Consider the following 16,824-nt stretch of genomic DNA (forward strand, 5'->3'; position numbering starts at 1 on the left):
CACGCGCCAGCAAGCCGCCCAGCCATGACCCGCAACGCGCGCATCGCCACACCCTTCCCCCAGCTGGACATCGGCCTGCGCATCGTCTGCGCCACCCTGGGCGGCTGGGCCTTTTCCTGGGGCCTGGTGGCCTGCGGCACCGCCGCCCTGGCTGGCCTCGGCCTGTCGTTCCACGACGCCGAGGCCGTCATGCAGATGCTGGGTCTGCTGAGCCTGCTGGGCGTCCTGCTCTGGTCAATCGCCGGCGCCAGTGTCTTGCGCATCGTCGGCGGACTGGCCATTGGTGCCACGCTGCTCAACCTTGGCGCCTGGCTGCTGCAGCGCGCCCTGCTGGCCTGAAGGATTCGCTCCATGTTCACCCGCTTCCATCTCTCCATGGCCTGGCTGCACACCTGGTTCGGCCTGGTGCTCGGTTATGTGCTGATGGCGTGCTTTTTCTTTGGCACGCTGTCGGTGTTCGACCGCGAGTTCGACCGATGGGCGCTGCCGGAAACGCGCTTCGAGCCGCAGCCCATGCCGTCCTTCGACAAGGTGCTCCAGCCGGCCTTCGCGCAGCTGCAACCCAGCCCGGTTGAATACGACCTCCAGATGCCGGTGCTGCACGACCCGGCGCTCGGCGCACCCACGCCGCGCCTGCAATTGCCGCCCGACGAATACTGGGCCTACACCACGCACCGCGACCCGGTGCTGGCCATCGGTGCCGGCTTTAGGGTGCCGCTGGCCAAAGACCCGACCGCGGAAAACCACATCCACGGGGACGCCACGCTCGACCCACGTACAGGCGCCCTGGTCCGCGCAGACCAGCTGAAGATCGGCAGCCAGTGGTTCTATCCCATGCATTACGGCCTGAACTGGCAGTGGAACAACCTGGGCATCTACATCGTCGGCCTGGCTGCGCTGGGCATGCTGGCCGCCTTGGTCAGCGGCGTGGTCATGCACCGCAAGGTCTTCAAGGAGTTCTTCACTTTCCGGCCGAAAAAACACACCCAGCGCGCCACCCTGGACCTGCACAACCTCACCGGCGTGGTGGCCCTGCCTTTCCACTTCTTCTTTGCCTTCACCGGGCTGCTGATCTTCGCCGGCTACTACTGGTTCCCGGTGTCGCAGTTCCAGCTCAAGGCCCTGCATGACCGGCATGAGGTTGTTGAAGCCCGCGACACCGGCCTGCCGCACGCACGCTCGGGCGTCGCGGCACCGCTGGCCTCGGTCGATGCCATGGTGGCCGAGGCCCAGCGCCGCTGGGCGGCACGTGATGCGGCCGGCCAGGTCGGCTTTTTGCAGCTGCATCACATGGGTGACGCCAACGGCTATGTCAGCGTCTACCGCGCGGGTAGTGACCGCGTGGCCCTGGTGGGTGAGGGCATCCACTTCAAGGCCAGCACCGGTGAGGTGCTGCGCGAAGACCCGCCGCCCAGCGCCGTCGGCCAGGTGACCGAGTTCCTCACCGGTCTGCACCTGCAGCACTTCAAGCACTGGCTGCTGCGTTGGCTGTATGTGCTGGGCGGGCTGCTGGGCTGCGTGTGCATCGCCACCGGCTTTGTCTTCTTCGTGGAAAAGCGCAAGCAGCAGCACGCCAAGACTGACGTCCTGGGCAGCCGCCTGGTCGACGCACTGGCGGTGACCACCGTCACCGGCATGGTGCTGGCCGCCGTGGGCATGCTGGTGGCCAACCGCTTGCTGCCCGCCGAGCTGGCCAACAAGGGCGAGTGGGAGAAATGGAGCTTCTGGGGCGTGTGGCTGCTGGCCCTGTTGCACGCCCTGGCGCGCAGCGGCCCGGTGGCCCGGGCGCGCATCAATCCGGCCTGGCGCGAGCAAAGCTGGGCAGTGGCCGCGCTGGCCGTGGTGGCCGTGGTGCTCAATGCCCTCACCACGGGCGACCACCTGCTCAAGACCATCATCACCGAACCTTACTGGCCGGTGGCTGGTGTTGATCTGAGCCTGCTGGTCACCGCAGGCGTCGCCGTATGGGCGGCGCGGCACCTGGCGCGGCGAGAACGCCCGGCCACCGCGCCGACCACCAACGCCCATCCAACGCCACTGGCCGAGGTGGCCCATGGCTGAAGCACTCTGGCTGATCACCGCCGGCGCCCTCAGCCTGGCTGGCATGGCCTGGCTGGCGCTGGCGATGGAGGGGCACTGGAGCCAGGTGATGCAGCGCCCGGCTGAGGCGGCCATTCGCATCCGGCAAGCGCTGCGCATGTTCGGCGCCATCGCCCTCCCATTAGCGCTGCTGGCCTGCCTGCGGGCAGACCGGCCCTCCATGGCTGTGCTCGTCTGGCTGATGCTGCTGGCTGGCAGCGCGGTGCTGGTGGCCATGCTGCTGGCACACCGGCCGCGGGCCCTCCGTGCGGCGCTGCCACTCGGGGGGCCCGGGGGCCCGGGTATCAGACGCGGTGCTTCTTGAACCAGTCGCTGGCCAGCTTCTGCGCATAGGTGGCAGCGGCCTTGTCGTAGCTCGGCCGGTAGTCGGCATTGAAGCCGTGGTCAACGTCCGGAAACACCACGATCTCCGAGCCACTGCCGCCCTTGTTGATGAGGCCGCGCATCTTGGCGATGGTCTCTTGCTTGACGAAGGCATCGATGCCGGAATAAAGCCCCAGCACCGGCACCTTGATCGAGTCGGCGAAATCGATCGGATCCTGCGGGCGCAGCTCGGGCGTCTTCAGGCCTTCGAGCAGCCCGTAATACGCCACGGCGGCGTTCAGGTTGCCGTTGTGACGCGCATAGACCCAGGCCGTGCGGCCACCCCAGCAATAGCCGACCAGGCCGGTGCGCTTGGCATCGGCGTGGCCGCTGGCGCGGGCGAAGGCCAGCGTGGCGTCGAGGTCGGCGCACACCTGCGCGTCGGGCACCTTGGACACCACCTGCGACAGGATGGCCGGGATGTCGGTCATCTTCGCCACATCGCCCTGGCGAGCGAACATTTCCGGCGCGATGGCGTAGTAGCCCATCTTGGCGTAGCGGCGGCACATGTCCTTGATGTGCTCATGCACGCCGAAAATTTCCTGCACCACCAGCATCACCGGGAACTTGCCGGGGCCGGCGGGCATGGCCCGGTAGGCCGGAATCTTGCCGTCGGCGACCGGGATGCTGACCTCGCCGGCCACCAGGCCCTTGCTGTCGGTCGTGATGGCCTGGGCCAGCACAGGGTTGGATGCAACGGCAAAGCCGGAGGCCAGCGACGTCATCACGAAGCCGCGCCGTGACAGGCCGGCGTCGGCCTTGTCGACCGTCGGGGCGGGGTCGTTGAAGTCGATCGGCTCGAGTCCGTAGTCCATCAGTTTCATGAATGCTCCAAGGGTGATGAGAGAGTTGTTCGCCAGGCTCCGGTAGACCGGATGAGCCTCGGCGCCGCGTCGCAGTCTAAGCCGCGAAACCCAGGACCACGAGTGGCAAGAAAGACAATATTGATATCATTTCCGCCATGCAGATCCACATCCTTGCCCTCGACGGCGTCTTTGACCTCGGCCTGGCAGCCCTCACTGACACGCTGAGCACAGCCAGGCAACTGGCAGGCACGCTGGCGCAGGCACCGGCCCCCATCGACGTGACGGTGGTCGGCGTACGGCGTCGGGTGCGAACGGCCCAGGGCCTGACGGTGCCCGTGGTGCCGGTGCGCAGCGTGCGCAATCCCGACGTGGTGCTCGTGCCCGCGCTGGGCGCCAACATGCCCGACACATTGGCTGCGCGGCTGGCGCTTGCAGACGTGGCCGATGCAGCCGGCGCGTTGCAGCAATGGTCTGCCGCCGGGGCGGTGGTCGGCGCGGCGTGTACCGGCACCTTCGTGCTGGCGGAAAGCGCGCTGCTGGATGGCCAACGCGCCACGACCTCATGGTGGCTGGCCCCGATGTTTCGGCAGCGCTATCCGGACGTGCTGCTCAATGAATCCCGCATGCTCGTGAACTCGGCCGGTTTCACCACGGCCGGCGCCGCGCTGGCCCACCTCGATCTGGCCCTGGGCACGGTGCGCAGTTGCAGCCCTACGCTGGCAGCGCTGGCAGCCCGCTACCTGCTGGTCGAGGCGCGCGGCTCGCAAGCCGAATTCGTGATCCCCGACCACCTCGCGCACGCCGACCCGGTGGTCGAGCGCTTCGAGGACTGGGCTCGACAGCAGCTCGCGAACGGGTTTTCGCTGGCCGAGGCAGCGGCCGCCACGGGCGCCAGCGAACGCACCTTGGCGCGGCGTCTGCAGGTGGTGCTTGGCAAGTCACCGCTGTCGTATTTCCAGGATCTGCGCGTCGAGCGGGCCGTGCATCTGCTGCGCACCAGCACCGACAGCGTGGACCAGATCGCGGCACAGATCGGCTACTCCGACGGGGTCACCCTGCGCACCTTGCTGCGCCGCAAGCTGGGCCGCGGCGTGAGGGAGCTGCGCGCCGGCTCGTGATCGGGCGGGTGGGGGCCTGCCGCCTGCGCGGTGAAGACGGGAGCAGCCGCTCCAGGGCCGTGCGTATCATCCCTGCGGCGGGCGAGTCCGCTCGCTGAAGGCCTCGCCTCCCCTCGACTGTCATGGCGCATGAACAAGCTGTTTACCACGATCACCGTTGCCCTCTTCGCCTTCGTCTGCCCGCCGAGCTCACTCGCGCGAGACGTCAAGGCCATCCCTGCGCCTCTGGCGGCAGTCATCGAGCTGACCCGCGACACTCGAGTCGACCTCGAGCTTTGTGTTCACCTGGGGAGGGAGCGTTCGATGCAAATCTTCACGATCTTTCGCGACATGGGTCAGACGATCGACGGGCAGTTGATGGGCTACGTCGACGAGGCGATGATTGCAAACGCACAGAAAGCCGAAGACGAATGCAAGGCCTCGGTCCTGCCTAGTTTCGACAAGCGAGTTCAGAACCTGCGTCGATTCTCATCGCCCTGCAAGGCATTCGCGGAAGCGGTGGCTGACCTGCGCAAGGGCATCACGCTTGCGCACGATGAGAACAGGGTGCCTTCGGTCGGGGAGCCCAGGGAAGCCTACATCAGCAGGACCAATGGATTCCTCGAACGCTTTCTTGTGTATTCCAGGGGGCCGCAAGAGCACGTCTACAAACACTGTCGGCCACCCACCAGTAAACGCACCCTGCCTCCTCGCTCGGGCAGCCCCGCTTTGACAAGGCCCGCGGGCTGTCGTGAGCACTGTTCTGTGTTGCTGCTACCGGCCAGCGGGCCAGTGTGACGCTGATCTACTCGCCTGAGCGGCTGCAGCCTGGCTCCGGGTGACACGGCAACTCGGCCATGCCGCTCAAGCCGGCCCGATATCCGACTGATAGCGCCGCAGCATCTCTGCCTGGGTTTCAGCAGGGGCAGTCTGCCCTGTCTGGCTGCGGATCATCTCGCCCATGCTGGGCAGCGCCTCACGCGGCACCTGCGCGCCGGGTTGCCACAGCTTCGAGCGCATCAGGGCCTTGGCGCAGTGCAGGTAGAGCTCCTGCACCTGCACCTCGATCACCACGCGCGGCGGGCGCGGCTCGTCTGCAAACAAGGCCAGATGGGCCGGATCGATGCTCAGGCTGGCCAGACCGTTGATGCGCAGGGTTTCATCCACCCCCGGCACCATGAACAGCAGGCCTACGCGGCCGGTGGCCACGATGTTCTCCAGCGTGTCGAGGCGGTTGTTGCCCGGCGCATCAGGGATGAGCACCGTGTGGTCACCCTGCACCTGCACGAAACCGGGCGCACCGCCGCGCGGCGAGGCATCCTGCCTGCCATCGGCGCCAGCGCTGGACACCACCAGAAACGGCGAGAGCGCGATGAACTGCCGGCTGTGCGGCTCCAGCGCGCTCAGCTGCTTGCGCAGCGAGCGCTCGGACGCCGGCGGGTACAGGCCGCGCAGCTGCTCAAGGGTCTGCACTTTCATCGGGGCACCTCAAGGCTCAGTCAAAGGGCTGTGCTGCATCACCAGCCGGCACCGCCGCGCGCCAGGCCGCCAGCACATGCTGGCCGATGTCATCACCGAGCGTCAGCACCGGGCTCGCGCCCTTGAACTGCAAGCTCACCATGCGGTTCTTGATGCTCTGGCTTTCTGCCACGGCCGCCACCTCCGTCCACGCCACGCGGAAGGGCCGGCTGCCAAAGCTGAAGGGGATCATCACACCCACCGTGAGGCCGGCTTCGTCTACCCGCAGCCGCAGACAGCGCTTGTAGCGCATGGGCCAGTGCGGTGAGCCCAGCGTGCCAGTGACGAACCGCAGCCACGGGCCGGCGCCATCAGCAAGCGCCGGATACAAGGCTGCCAGCGCGCGCCAGCCGGCCAGCCAGGCGATGACCACGGAGGTGACCAGCCAGAGCAGCACCAGGCCCGGCAAGAACCACTGGGGTTGAAGGTAGAACGGCAGGTCTGAAGGTGGCACGGCGGGGCTTTGAAGCGGAGTGAAGGCACCACCGCATACCCAGCCATTCAGGCCGGCATGCCGTGGCGGCCCTGCACTTTACTTCGCGCCGGCCACACGGGGCTGGCCCAGCGCCTCGCGCACGGCTTTCCAGGGCACGAGCTTGAAGTTCTGCCGCGTGGTGGGCCAGCGCTTGTGGCCGTCCTGAACCACCAGCAGGCCTTCGCTGAAGGCGCCGCCCAGGTTGGCCGACACCACGTCCAGACCATCGGTTTCCGACACGGCATCAATGCCCGCTGCCGCATTCACCCCGATTCGGAAATCGCCGATCACCGCGTGCGGCGCGTCGGCATTCAGCACCACATAGCTGTCGCTGCCTTGTGACGACACCACCAGCCGGCGCCCCTGCGGCCCGTTGTGGATGGCCATACCTTCCACATCAGCCGTGAGCAAACCGCCCACCGGCAGCACCATCTGCGGCGCGCTCATGCGGCCCTGTTCGTCGGTGCCCAGGCGCCAGATGCCGCGCTTTTCCTCACCGATGAACACCTGCCGGCCGCGCTCGTCGGCCACGCAGCCTTCTGGCTGGCTTTCCAGCTTCACGGCCGCCACCGTTTCGGAGCGCCACTGGCCGGCTGGCCGCTGCAAGCGCAGCTGCTGGAAGTGGCCGTCCTTGTCGTTGACGAAGATGTCCAGCCCGCCCTGCGGGTTGCGGCCGCTGCACAGGCCGTAGATGTCGGTCAGCGTGGTCGGCAGGTGGGCCAGCACCTGCACGCGGCCGCTGCGCTGCACCTCGAACAGCACCACGCTGTTCTCGTCGCGGTGGGTGGCCACGGCCAGGTCACCGCGCCAGTCGACCCAGCGCAGGCCCTGACGCAGGTCCACGTTGTTCACCCGGCCCACGGGCAGGAACTGGCGCTCGTGCCCTTGCAGGTCATACACCACCAGGCCGCGCTTCTTGTCGGTGCCCAGCACCAGGCTGCGCGCCGGCTGGGTGGGGTGCACCCAGATGGCGGGGTCGTCGGCCGCATCGCCCTGCCCGCGCACGGGCTCGGTCTGCACCACGGGCAACACGGCGCGCGGCAGGGCCGGTGCGGCCACTGCAGGGTGGGCCGCCAACCCCGCCTCCAGCGTGATGGGCGCCGGGGCCAGCAGGTGGCGCCCCGCCCGCTCGGGGTTGGTGGCGCCGGCCCACAGGCCCACGCCCGGCTCCACATACAGCAGCTCCGCCGATTCATCGCGCACCGCGCAGGCCTTCACGCCGGGCGCGGCGGCCAGCTGGCGCATCGCACGAGCCTGCTTCAAGGGCTTCAGCTGAGGTGCGGTTTCCGCCAGCAGCCATTGCTCGCCCAAGCCCTCGTCGCCCAGCAGGAACACCTGCAGAAGTTGCTGCGGGTCACGGTACAGGCACAGTGCTTCGAGGTTGAACTCGGGGCCCGGCCAGCGGGCCACGGTTCTCAGGCGGCCGGCCGCAGCCTGCAACAGCAGCAGCTCACCGCTGTCGGCGTCATGCAGCAAGGCCAGTGGCGCTCCATCGGCCAGCAGACGCTGGTCCCAGCGCTTGGCGCGCAGCTGTACCTCGTCCAGCACCTGGCCCTGCTCACCCAGCAAGCGCAGGCCCTGTTTGCCCAGGCTCAATGAATCGGCCAGGGCCGGGCTGGCCAGCACGGTGGCCAGGGCCAGCGCCGCGATCTTCTTGATTGACATCGTCATGCTCACCTCAACCCACCTCACAGCGCCAGCTTCACGCCGACCTTGATGCTGCGGCCGTACTGTTCGTACTGCGCGTTGCGCGCCTTGCTGCCCTGGTAGACGTAGTAGCGCTCGTTGCTCAGGTTCAGCGCTTCCAAGCTCAGGGTCCAGCGCTTGTCCAGCTGCAGGCTCATCGAAAAATCGAGCTGGTTCTGCGTATCCACATAGCGGTCTTGCGCGGCGTCCAGCACGTCGCCCACTTCCAGCAGGTAGGGCGACTTGTGGTTCAGCGCCAGGCGGGTGCTCAGGCCCTGGCCTTCCCAACCCACGCTGAGGTTGATGCTGCGGTCAGACTGGCTGGGCAGGCTGATGCTGCGGCCCGTCCAGGTACCGCCGCTGTAGCCGCCCACCGTGGCGCGTGAGTGCACGAAGCTGGCATTGGCACCAACGATCAAGCCATTGAACGGGGCCGGCAGCATGCGCAGGGCCTGGCTGTAGGCCACTTCCAGGCCGGTGAGCTTGGCGGCATCACCGTTGGCAAAGCTGCTCACATGGCTGAAGGCTTCCCAGCCCGGCGTGCCGGCCAGATCCGTCTGGAAGGCAAAGTCGCGGATGCGCTTGTGGAACACGTAGGCCGACACCGACGCATCACGGGCGAGGCGGTGCTCGATGCCCAGATCCAGATTGCGGGAGCGCAGCGGCTTGAGCGCCGGGTTGCCCACCGTGGCCTCGTCACCATCGATGACCTTGCCCGGGCTGAGCTGGTCAAACCCGGGGCGCACCACCGAGTTCGTCAGTGCGGCGCGCAGCTGGGTCTGGTTGCCCAGATCCTGGCGCAGCAGCACGCCGGGCAGCCAGTGGTGGCGGGTGCTTTCGCTGTGCACATCGGCCAGCGTGTCGTCGGTCGAGGCAAAACCATCGGCCACGAAGCGGCTGCGCTCCAGCCGCACACCGGTCACCAGCTGGGTGCCGCCCTGCTCCAGGCGGGCCTGCAGGTAGCCCGCATCCACGTCTTCTTTGAGGCGGAAATCGTTGGTCTGTGAATCAACGGCATCGCGGAAGTTGGCCAGCGTCAGGCCGCTGTAGAGCTTGCGCAGCGCGGCCTGGTCCAGGCCCGGCCCGAAGCGACCCCAGGCATACGCTGGCTCATCCGCCGTCAGGAAGTTGCCCATGTTCAGCTGGGTCTTGGTGAAGCCCCCGCCAGTGGCCGTGAGCTGCTTGGCGCTGATGGCAAAGGTCTCTTCGTCGTTGTCCTTGTCGCGGCGGGTGGCCTTCAGGCCAGCCTTCAGGTCCACGTCCCAACCCGCGGCTTCCAGGCTGCGCTGCAGGTCCATGCGCACATGGCGCACGCGGTCGGTGGCGGCGCTCTGCTGCAGCTTGGCCTTGTCAAAGGCATAGAGGCTGCCGTTGAACACGCTGTCAGGGGCCACCAGTTGTGGCCGCTGGCTGTCGGTGAAACCCAGGCCGGTGAACGAGGCCTTGAAGCCACTGGAAGAAATCACGTTCGGCTTGTCTTCACTGGCCCGTGAGAGGCCGCCTTCCAGCTCGCCCTTCCAGTCGCCTTCACGCAGCACCGTGCCCAGCACCAGGGCGCTGGAGCGGTTGATCTCCTGACGGGCCTTGAGCGAGCGCGTCACGCTGCCGCTGCCCGTGGCGCCATCCGCCTGCGGCGCGGCAAACGACACCTTGGCCGACTGGCGCTCTTCGTCATCGGTGAGCCGGCTGCTGAAGCTGCGCAGGTAGAAGTGACGGCCATCGGCTGGCTTGAAATCGATGTTCAGGGCACCGCCAACGCGCTCACGGGTGATCTCGTAGCGACGCAGCTCATAGCTGGCGAGTTGCTCACCATCCCAGCCGCCACCGGTCTCGACGTTGTCACTGGCGAAGCGGCGCTGGTCGGCCGACAAGGCCAGGGCCACGCCCAGCGTGCCGTCCAGGAAGCGATCAGCAAACGCCACCGAGCCACGCGGGCGGGTGCGGCCGGCATTGGTGTCGTGGTTCAGGCCCAGGTCCAGCGTCAGCAGTCGGCCGGGCTGGTCGAACGCGCTGAGCGTGCGCACCGTGACCGTGCCGCCGAGCGAGTTGGCGTCGTGCTCGGGCAGCGGGGTCTTGTCGACTTCCAGCGAGCGGATCAGGCCAGCCGGCACCAGGTCCAGGCCCGGCGCGCGGCGGCCGGCTTCAGACGCCGGCGTGAGGGCGCCATTGATGTTGACCGCGTTGTAGTCGGCGCCCAGGCCCCGCACCCGCACGAAGCGGCCTTCGCCCTGGTCACGCTCCACCGACACGCCCGGCAGGCGGGCCAGTGCTTCGGCGGCGTTGTTGTCGGGCAGCTGGCCGATGGCGTCGGCGTGCACCACGTTGATGACGCCTTGCGCGGCCTGCTGCTTGTCGAGCGCACTGCGCAGGCTGGCCGCCTGGCCAACGATGTTGACCTTCTCGACGGCGGCCTTGTCGGCTTCAGCCGGAACAGCAGCCGGAACAGCAACCGGCGCGGTTTGCGCCTGGGCGGCACTGGCGGCCAGCAGGGCCAGGCAGATGACGTTCAAGTGATGGGGGAAAGCTTTGGTGGTCATGGGTGTGGGGCCGGATGCGGCGCGCTGTGGTGCGGTGGATGGGCACCTTAGAAAGCGCTCATGGCACTTCCGTGACACCACCGCGCCGCAGTACCGGCCGGCGCACACCCCCGGCCCGGCTGAGCTTTTGGAACCCCCTGCCCACCCGCTGGCCGCCTTGTATGACGAACTGTCACACAGCCCACCTAGCATCGCGCCCATGAAGATTGTCATGCCGAACTGGCGACCCTGGCCCCAGGTCAATGTGGGCGGACTGCGCCACTTCGGCCATCTGCTGGCGCTGGGCCTGGCCGGCATCACCCTGCTCTACGCCGAACACGCCGTGGCCAAGCCCGTGGCCGCCTGGCATTTGATCGATCTGCTCAGCGAAGGCCTGGCCGTGGTGATGCTCGGCGTGTGGCTGGTGCAGCTGCGCGCCAGCCGCCCCGAAGGCCACGTCACCACCCTGCTGTGCCTGGGCCTGGCCAGCCTGCTGGCCGGCAGCTGGGCCGACCTGATGGACGAGTTCTGGAAGGTGCCGCACCAGGTGGTGTGGTTGTGGGGGCTGGAATCAAGCTTGAACCTGCTGGGCATGGGCCTGCTCACCTGGGGCCTGCAGCAATGGCGCGGTGAGCAGCTGGCCCTGAACCAGCAACAGCAACGCCGCGAGCGGCTGTTCCGCGAACACCGCAGCGTCGACGCGCTGACGCAGCTGGGTGATGCCAGCTACATGCAGGCCCAGCTGCTGCGTGAGCGCGCCGCCGGCCACCCCGGCCAGTTGCTGATGCTGGCCTGGCCCGGCCTGGAAGCCGTGCAGCGTGAGCACGGTCTGGTGGCCGCGGAAAAACTGTTGCAGGAAGCCGCGCAGATGCTGCTGCTCTACCTGCAGCCCGATGAGTTGCTGTGCCGCTATGCCGCCCAACATTGGCTGGTGCTGCTGCCTGAACGCTCAGGCCCCGCCGCGCGTGAGCGCAGTGCCCTGCTGCTGCAGGCGCTGCAGTTGTTTGCGCAGGCCCGGGCACCCAAAGCACCGCCGCCCCAGGGCGTGTCCGCCGAGGTGCTGTCGCCCTTGTTACCCGATGCGCTGATGCTGAGCCTGCTGCAGACGCTGGAAGACAACGAGGCCCGCAAGTGAATCTGGCCGCCCGCCTGCAGGCCCTGATTCCGCAGGGGTTGGCCCCCGCCACGCCCGACGGGGCCACGGCCTATGCGCTGGACACGCCGCTGATCCCCTGGGCCTACCAGGGCGCCTTGGTGGCGGAATACGCCCACAGCCGGGAGATGGATCTGGCCGAGTGGCGGCGCCGGGCCGGCGTGGCAGAAGGTTCTGGCCTGGGGCTGCTGCTCAGCCCGCGGCAGTTGCTGGCCCTGCTGGAGCAAGCCCGCTGCAGCGCGCCCGACGCCGCCTTCGTGCTCGGCCGTCTGGCGCTGCCCGGCCACTTTGGCCTGGCCAGCCAGGCGCTGCAGCAGGCGCCACACCTGCTGGGCGCACTGCAAACCCTCTGCCGCTTCGCCGGCCGGCTGACGCCGCTGCTCACCCCGCGGCTGCTGGTGCAAGGCGATGAGCTGTTCCTGTACTGGACCGACGCCTGCGGCGCACCGGCACCGCTGCGGCCCTTTCTGGTGGACCTGCACATGAGCGCGGTGGTGGGCATGGCGGCCTGGCTGCAAGGCGAAGCGCGCCTGCCGTGGCGCTGCAGCTTCAACCGCACCGTGCCGCGTGATCTGGCCCGTCACGCCAGCTTCCTGGGCACCGACCTGCGGTTTGACTGCCAGGTCGACGCCATGCGCCTGCCACTGGCACGCGCCCTGCAGCCCTGGCGCGGCGCAGCGGCCTTGCCCTCAGAACGTGTGCTGGCCGCTGACCCCGACGCACCGCGCCGCGGCCTGCTGACGGCCCTGTACGACCACCTGCTGCCACAGGCCGCCGGCCAGCCCAGCCTCGACGGCGCCGCGCGGCATTTCGGCGTGAGCCCGGCCACGCTGAAGCGCCATCTGGCCCATCACGGCAGCAGCTTCCAGGGCGAGTTCGACACCCTGCGCAGCCACCTCGCGTGCTACCTGCTGCGTGAGGAAGGCCACGGCCACGAGCGTGTGGCACACGCCCTGGGCTTCCACGACGCGGCCAACTTCAGGCGCTCATTCAAGCGCTGGACGGGGCTGACGCCGGGGCAACTGGGCGCGTGACTTTGCGGCGCTGCGCGCCGGGAGCATCAGCCGCGGCGTGCGGCAGGTGTCGCGGTGGTGGTGGCAGAGTCCGTTGCGGCTGCGGCTGCGGCGGCAGCACGTCGGCGCATCCACACCCCAGCCAGCACGGCCAGGCCCGGTGTCACCAGCAAGGCACCGCGCAACAGCGCCTCCTGGCTGGGTGACAGCGCACCGGCCCAGCGCATGTAAGCGCCAGCGCCTGCAGAAGCGGCCAGCATCACCAGCGCAGTCACCAACAGCGAGGCCAGCAACAGGCCGGCCCGGCGCAACCAAGGGTTCAAGGGGGTTGGGGTCATGTGTGCATTCTCATGCAAACAGAACACCCAACAGAGCCACTGACGCAGCCAGAAGAAGCGTGGCGGGCCCGGTTCAGCCCGCCCAGCGCCACCGGCCGCTGAAGCCCAGTTCAGCTCAGTTCACCTCACTTCAGCTTCATGTCATTGGCCACCGTCGTCACGCCCTTGACGTCACGGGCCAGGGCCGTGGCCTTGTCCATGTCGGCGCGGGAGTTGACGAAGCCACTGAGCTGCACGCGGCCCTTGAAGGTTTCGACATTGATTTCGGCCGACTTCAGCGTCGGCTCGTTCAACACCGCGGCCTTGACCTTGGTGGTGATCATCGTGTCGTCGAGGTACTCGCCGGTGCCCTCCGACGTTCGGGTGGCGGCGCAGGCGCCGAGCAGCGTCAAGGCCAGGCTGCCGAGCAGCAAGGTGGCGCCCCGGGGGAAGCGGCTGCGGGTGTTCCGGGTGTTCAGGGATTGGGTCATGGTGTGTCTTTCTTGGGGTTGGGAATCAACGGGAAAACGAGGCGGAAACCAGACGATCAAGCGAAGTGATCAGGCAAGACGCTCAAGAGCGCGGCGCTGGCGGGTTGGTCGTGACGTCTTCGGGCACGAAGATCACCTCCACCCGGCGGTTCATGCGCCGGCCTTCGGCGGTGGCGTTGGTGGCCACGGGGTGGGTTTCACCGACGGCCGTGGCGCTCAGGCGGTCAGCGGCCACACCCAGGCTCAGCAAAGCGTTGTTCACGGTTTGAGCGCGGCGCTCTGACAAACGCTGGTTCGATTCAGACGAACCCTGGCTGTCGGCATGGCCCTCGATCAGCACCCGCCGCTGCGGAAAGCGCTTCATGAAATCGGCCAGCTGCGACAGGCTGTGCTCGCCATCAGCTGACAGCGTGGACTGGTTGGTGGCGAAGCGCATGTCGCCCAGCGTCACCACCATGCCGCGGTCGGTCGGTTGGGCCTTCAGCGCCCGCAGCTGGCTGTCCATCTCGCTGATGCGCGCCTGCTGCGTGGCCTGGTTCTGCTGGGCCTGGCCCAGCGCCGCGCCGGCGGCATCGGCCTCGGCGGTGCGACGGCCGAGTTGTTCGCGGTCACGCTCAGCCGCAGCATTGCGCACAGCCGCCTGGCCTGATCGGCTGGAGGCGCTATCCACGGCCAGCGTCACGCGCTGACGGGCCAGGTAGGCGAGGTGGCCGACGGTGTCGGCGCCAGCGTCGCGGGTTTGCGCCTGCTCAGCCTGGCGCAAGGCCTCGCCCGCCCGTTGCAGTTCATCGCTGGCCAGGCGCACCACCTCAGGCTGCGCCTGGGCTTCTTCCATGGCGGTGCGCGCCTGCACGAGTGACGAAGGCACGACGGGTGTGGCGCTGCAGGCAGACAGCAGGGCCAGCGTGGCCCAGGTCAGCGTGCTGCGGGGCGGGAGTTGCTTGATCATGGGGTGTGCTCCTGATGGTCTGGTCTTGTGGTGGGTGGGCATTCAACGCGCTGCAGGCACGGGCATCGGCATCTGCATTGGCATCGCAGGCACTTGCGCTGGCGGCATGCCCGACTTGCGAGCCAGCTCCTGCTGCAGCACGCTGGCGGCAGCCCGGCTGTCGGTGGCGGCGCGTTGTGAGCGCATGGCCTGCGCATGCATGTCGGCTACTTCAGCGTCCAGCGCGGCTTCATCGGCCAGCTGGCGGGCGCGGTTCGAATCGCCCCCCTTGAACGCCACCTGAGCCGCTTCCAGCTTGGCCGTGGCCACGGCCAGCGCCGCCGGGGCATCGGCCTTGGTGCCCGGGCTGTCGGCGCGGCTCACCGCAGCCTGCGCGACGGCCATCGCCGGCAAGGGTGTGGGGGTGCTGGCGCAGCCGCCGAGCGCCGCCAAGGCAACGGCCGCAGCGGTGATCAAGGTGGCGCGTGTTATGACGCTGAAGGCAGCAGGCCGTGCACCAGCGTCTGGCTGGCTCACGTCATGAGCTTGCAAAAGGCCCTGGGTGCGGTTCATGGTGGTCCTGACGATGCGGTTCTGAAGAGAACCTGATCAGACACGGGCACCGGCCGGGTGTCTGTCCGCCAACGCACCCTCTGGTGAACAAGCCTCGGCGGCATCAGCACATCGATCTGCGCCAACCTGCACCAACACAGCATCGGCCGGTGTGCTGTCGCACAGACACCCGGTTCTGCAGGGTCCAAGCTGGCTGCTCAGTGGGCTCAACCTGTGATGCCGGCATCGACCGCCGACACGCCCGTGCCAAGCCTGCAGTGCCTGCAACCGGAAGGAATCCCCATGCTGCATTACGCCCTGATCTTTGCGGTAGTCGCCCTCATCGCCGCCGTGCTGGGCTTTGGCGGGCTGGCCGCCACGGCCGCCAACATCGCCCAGTGGTTGTTCGTGTTCTTTCATCGTGCTGGCCGTGGTCAGCCTGGTGGTGGGCCTGGTCCGCCGACGCTGAACACGACAGCCAACCCTTCATTCCCCTCCCGATTCCCCTCAACCCACCCTTCAGAAAGAAACCCCACCATGTCGACCAACCATCCTTCTTCCTCACCCACCGTTGCAGACAAGTCGAGCCAGATGCTCGACGCCGCCGTGCGCAGCGCCGACCACGCCATTGACGGCACCCGTCACCTGGCCAACAGCAGCCTTGACCACCTGGCCCAGCGTCTGGACACCGCCCGCGCCAGCGCCGGCAACGCCCTGGACGGCCTGGCCACAGACGCCAGCCGCATCGCTGAATCAGGCAGCAACGCCATCCGCGCCCAAGCCACCGAATGGCGCCATCAGGCAGACCAGGCACGCCAGGGGGCCCAGGCGGCCATCCGGCATGCACCGCTGAAGTCGGTGATGCTGGCCGCGGCCACTGGCGCCGCCGTGATGCTGCTGAGCCAATGGCTGGGCCGTGGTCGCACCCGCTGAACCCACAGGCGCGGTGCTGGCCCGGCTGCTGTTGAACCCGCCGCCGGGCCTGCCCCACCATCTGGTCGCCTGGGGTGGCCTGCTTCGGCAGGACATTGCCCAAGCGCAGCGCCACACCCTGCGCCAGTTGCTTAGGCTCGCCGTGGGCCTGGCCGCGGCCGTGGTCGCGAGCACGCTGGCAGGCGTGTGGCTGATGCTGTGGTGGGTGGCGGGCCACCCGCCCACCAGCCTGCTGGAGTGGCTGCTGATGGCTACGGTGCCCGCGCTGCCGCTGCTGCTGGCGCTGTGGATGTTCACCAGCTGGCGCAGCGGCCAGCGCGACGCCGTGTGGAGCCGCCATTGGGCCGTGTGGCAACAACAAGCTGCCGCCGACTGGGCACTGCTGCGTGACAGCCGCTGACCCGCTCCGGGAGCTCAACGCTTCCCGCCTGTCGATGGCGCGCTGGCTGGCGCAGCGACACCCTGCGGGCGGTTTGCCCGAGGACGCGCTCGCGCCCAACGCGCATCCCGACGACAACGAAACCCGTGCCCGCGACGACGCCGCCACCGACACCCTGACACTGGGCGCCAGCGGCCACCCTTTGGCGGCGATGGCGCGCTGGGGCCTGGAGTTGGCCCGGCGCAACCTGGCCGACCGCGTGGTGGCCCACCCCTGCGCGGCGGTGTCAGTGGCAGCGCTGGCCGGCGCCGTCCTGGCCAGCCCACGGTTGCGCAGCGGCCTGCGCTGGGCCGCCGGCGCCGGCTGGCAGGCGGCACTGCAACCGGCCGTACGCCCCCTGTTCAATCTGTTGTGGCTGAGCGCCCTGAGCCGCTCAGGGTACGGTGGCGGACAGACATCTGCCGGCCCCGGGCCCACGCTCAAGCCCTGACTTCCAG

Annotated in this window: 19 protein-coding genes; 10 read left to right on the forward strand and 9 right to left on the reverse strand. The window is 68.3% G+C overall.

The window, feature by feature from the left end; genetic code table 11:
• Nucleotides 1-24: 24 nt before the first annotated feature.
• From AACH00_RS15490 to AACH00_RS15500, 3 genes are read left to right on the forward strand one after another with little or no spacing between them, the layout of a single operon-like run.
• Nucleotides 25-339: an iron uptake protein gene (locus tag AACH00_RS15490; RefSeq protein ID WP_341400073.1), complete on the forward strand. Its 315-nt coding sequence runs from the start codon at nucleotides 25-27 to the stop codon at nucleotides 337-339.
• A gap of 12 nt (nucleotides 340-351) precedes the next feature.
• Complete coding sequence (locus tag AACH00_RS15495) at nucleotides 352-2,061, forward strand: PepSY-associated TM helix domain-containing protein (protein WP_341400074.1); 1,710 nt, start codon at nucleotides 352-354, stop codon at nucleotides 2,059-2,061.
• Nucleotides 2,054-2,404 carry a DUF3325 domain-containing protein gene (locus AACH00_RS15500; RefSeq protein WP_341400075.1) on the forward strand — a complete coding sequence of 117 codons (351 nt, stop codon included), beginning with the start codon at nucleotides 2,054-2,056 and terminating at the stop codon, nucleotides 2,402-2,404. The genes AACH00_RS15495 and AACH00_RS15500 overlap by 8 nt, the downstream gene beginning before the upstream one ends.
• Here the strand turns inward: AACH00_RS15500 and AACH00_RS15505 are convergent.
• Nucleotides 2,385-3,287, reverse strand: coding sequence for a dienelactone hydrolase family protein (locus AACH00_RS15505; protein ID WP_341400076.1), 903 nt, complete (start codon nucleotides 3,285-3,287; stop codon nucleotides 2,385-2,387). The two genes, AACH00_RS15500 and AACH00_RS15505, sit on opposite strands and share 20 nt — an antisense overlap.
• 137 nt (nucleotides 3,288-3,424) lie before the next feature.
• On the opposite strand from AACH00_RS15505, the gene AACH00_RS15510 reads away from it, so the two are divergent.
• Together AACH00_RS15510 and AACH00_RS15515 are read left to right on the forward strand one after the other, a co-directional pair.
• On the forward strand, nucleotides 3,425-4,387 hold the full coding sequence (locus tag AACH00_RS15510) for a helix-turn-helix domain-containing protein (RefSeq protein WP_341400077.1): 963 nt from the start codon (nucleotides 3,425-3,427) through the stop codon (nucleotides 4,385-4,387).
• A gap of 129 nt (nucleotides 4,388-4,516) precedes the next feature.
• The gene (locus tag AACH00_RS15515; protein ID WP_341400078.1) at nucleotides 4,517-5,164 is read left to right on the forward strand and encodes a hypothetical protein; all 648 of its coding nucleotides are present in this window, start codon (nucleotides 4,517-4,519) and stop codon (nucleotides 5,162-5,164) included.
• A 66-nt stretch (nucleotides 5,165-5,230) separates the two neighbouring features.
• Here the strand turns inward: AACH00_RS15515 and AACH00_RS15520 are convergent, their stop codons facing one another.
• From AACH00_RS15520 to AACH00_RS15535, 4 genes are all read right to left on the reverse strand, one after another.
• Nucleotides 5,231-5,845 carry a pyridoxamine 5'-phosphate oxidase family protein gene (locus AACH00_RS15520; protein WP_341400079.1) on the reverse strand — a complete coding sequence of 205 codons (615 nt, stop codon included), beginning with the start codon at nucleotides 5,843-5,845 and terminating at the stop codon, nucleotides 5,231-5,233.
• Between the two features lie 16 nt (nucleotides 5,846-5,861).
• Nucleotides 5,862-6,338 carry a hypothetical protein gene (locus AACH00_RS15525; RefSeq protein WP_341400080.1) on the reverse strand — a complete coding sequence of 159 codons (477 nt, stop codon included), beginning with the start codon at nucleotides 6,336-6,338 and terminating at the stop codon, nucleotides 5,862-5,864.
• Between the two features lie 78 nt (nucleotides 6,339-6,416).
• The gene (locus AACH00_RS15530) at nucleotides 6,417-8,030 is read right to left on the reverse strand and encodes a phytase (protein ID WP_341400081.1); all 1,614 of its coding nucleotides are present in this window, start codon (nucleotides 8,028-8,030) and stop codon (nucleotides 6,417-6,419) included.
• Nucleotides 8,031-8,047: 17 nt separating this feature from the next.
• The gene (locus tag AACH00_RS15535; RefSeq protein WP_341400082.1) at nucleotides 8,048-10,582 is read right to left on the reverse strand and encodes a TonB-dependent receptor; all 2,535 of its coding nucleotides are present in this window, start codon (nucleotides 10,580-10,582) and stop codon (nucleotides 8,048-8,050) included.
• Between the two features lie 199 nt (nucleotides 10,583-10,781).
• On the opposite strand from AACH00_RS15535, the gene AACH00_RS15540 reads away from it, so the two are divergent.
• Both AACH00_RS15540 and AACH00_RS15545 read left to right on the forward strand, forming a co-directional pair.
• Entirely contained in the window at nucleotides 10,782-11,696 is a 915-nt protein-coding gene (locus AACH00_RS15540; protein WP_341400083.1) for a GGDEF domain-containing protein, read from the forward strand.
• Nucleotides 11,693-12,748, forward strand: a complete 1,056-nt coding sequence (locus AACH00_RS15545; RefSeq protein ID WP_341400084.1) for a helix-turn-helix domain-containing protein — start codon at nucleotides 11,693-11,695, stop codon at nucleotides 12,746-12,748. Before AACH00_RS15540 ends, AACH00_RS15545 begins: the two co-directional genes overlap by 4 nt.
• A 26-nt stretch (nucleotides 12,749-12,774) precedes the next feature.
• On the opposite strand, the gene AACH00_RS15550 is transcribed toward AACH00_RS15545, so the two are convergent.
• The 4 genes from AACH00_RS15550 to AACH00_RS15565 all read right to left on the reverse strand — a co-directional run bounded on the left by AACH00_RS15550 (nucleotide 12,775) and on the right by AACH00_RS15565 (nucleotide 15,000).
• Nucleotides 12,775-13,065 (reverse strand): hypothetical protein, encoded by a 291-nt coding sequence (locus tag AACH00_RS15550; RefSeq protein ID WP_341400085.1) that lies wholly within the window; start codon nucleotides 13,063-13,065, stop codon nucleotides 12,775-12,777.
• A 125-nt stretch (nucleotides 13,066-13,190) separates the two neighbouring features.
• On the reverse strand, nucleotides 13,191-13,535 hold the full coding sequence (locus AACH00_RS15555) for a BON domain-containing protein (protein ID WP_341400086.1): 345 nt from the start codon (nucleotides 13,533-13,535) through the stop codon (nucleotides 13,191-13,193).
• Nucleotides 13,536-13,617: 82 nt separating this feature from the next.
• Nucleotides 13,618-14,484: an OmpA family protein gene (locus tag AACH00_RS15560; protein WP_341400087.1), complete on the reverse strand. Its 867-nt coding sequence runs from the start codon at nucleotides 14,482-14,484 to the stop codon at nucleotides 13,618-13,620.
• A gap of 42 nt (nucleotides 14,485-14,526) precedes the next feature.
• Nucleotides 14,527-15,000 (reverse strand): DUF4398 domain-containing protein, encoded by a 474-nt coding sequence (locus tag AACH00_RS15565; protein WP_341400088.1) that lies wholly within the window; start codon nucleotides 14,998-15,000, stop codon nucleotides 14,527-14,529.
• A 318-nt stretch (nucleotides 15,001-15,318) separates the two neighbouring features.
• Between AACH00_RS15565 and AACH00_RS19890 the strand changes: the two genes are divergently transcribed.
• From AACH00_RS19890 to AACH00_RS15585, 3 genes are read left to right on the forward strand one after another with little or no spacing between them, the layout of a single operon-like run.
• A complete protein-coding gene (locus tag AACH00_RS19890) occupies nucleotides 15,319-15,948 on the forward strand; it encodes a DUF1328 domain-containing protein (RefSeq protein WP_423221947.1) in 630 nt (209 codons plus the stop codon).
• Entirely contained in the window at nucleotides 15,932-16,348 is a 417-nt protein-coding gene (locus AACH00_RS15580; protein WP_341400090.1) for a hypothetical protein, read from the forward strand. The genes AACH00_RS19890 and AACH00_RS15580 overlap by 17 nt, the downstream gene beginning before the upstream one ends.
• Entirely contained in the window at nucleotides 16,335-16,817 is a 483-nt protein-coding gene (locus AACH00_RS15585; RefSeq protein WP_341400091.1) for a hypothetical protein, read from the forward strand. The genes AACH00_RS15580 and AACH00_RS15585 overlap by 14 nt, the downstream gene beginning before the upstream one ends.
• The last annotated feature ends 7 nt before the right edge of the window (nucleotides 16,818-16,824 follow it).

Source organism: Ideonella margarita, assembly GCF_038066635.1.
Lineage (GTDB): Bacteria > Pseudomonadota > Gammaproteobacteria > Burkholderiales > Burkholderiaceae_C > Ideonella > Ideonella margarita.

Excerpts from the sequence above, each read along its gene's own strand:
- AACH00_RS15490 (WP_341400073.1), top strand. The coding sequence starts at position 25 with ATGACCCGCAACGCGCGCATCGCCACACCCTTCCCCCAGCTGGACATC.
- AACH00_RS15495 (WP_341400074.1), top strand. The coding sequence starts at position 352 with ATGTTCACCCGCTTCCATCTCTCCATGGCCTGGCTGCACACCTGGTTC.
- AACH00_RS15500 (WP_341400075.1), top strand. The coding sequence starts at position 2,054 with ATGGCTGAAGCACTCTGGCTGATCACCGCCGGCGCCCTCAGCCTGGCT.
- AACH00_RS15505 (WP_341400076.1), bottom strand. The coding sequence starts at position 3,287 with ATGAAACTGATGGACTACGGACTCGAGCCGATCGACTTCAACGACCCC.
- AACH00_RS15510 (WP_341400077.1), top strand. The coding sequence starts at position 3,425 with ATGCAGATCCACATCCTTGCCCTCGACGGCGTCTTTGACCTCGGCCTG.
- AACH00_RS15515 (WP_341400078.1), top strand. The coding sequence starts at position 4,517 with ATGAACAAGCTGTTTACCACGATCACCGTTGCCCTCTTCGCCTTCGTC.
- AACH00_RS15520 (WP_341400079.1), bottom strand. The coding sequence starts at position 5,845 with ATGAAAGTGCAGACCCTTGAGCAGCTGCGCGGCCTGTACCCGCCGGCG.
- AACH00_RS15530 (WP_341400081.1), bottom strand. The coding sequence starts at position 8,030 with ATGACGATGTCAATCAAGAAGATCGCGGCGCTGGCCCTGGCCACCGTG.
- AACH00_RS15535 (WP_341400082.1), bottom strand. The coding sequence starts at position 10,582 with ATGACCACCAAAGCTTTCCCCCATCACTTGAACGTCATCTGCCTGGCC.
- AACH00_RS15540 (WP_341400083.1), top strand. The coding sequence starts at position 10,782 with ATGAAGATTGTCATGCCGAACTGGCGACCCTGGCCCCAGGTCAATGTG.
- AACH00_RS15550 (WP_341400085.1), bottom strand. The coding sequence starts at position 13,065 with ATGACCCCAACCCCCTTGAACCCTTGGTTGCGCCGGGCCGGCCTGTTG.
- AACH00_RS15555 (WP_341400086.1), bottom strand. The coding sequence starts at position 13,535 with ATGACCCAATCCCTGAACACCCGGAACACCCGCAGCCGCTTCCCCCGG.
- AACH00_RS15560 (WP_341400087.1), bottom strand. The coding sequence starts at position 14,484 with ATGATCAAGCAACTCCCGCCCCGCAGCACGCTGACCTGGGCCACGCTG.
- AACH00_RS19890 (WP_423221947.1), top strand. The coding sequence starts at position 15,319 with ATGCTGCATTACGCCCTGATCTTTGCGGTAGTCGCCCTCATCGCCGCC.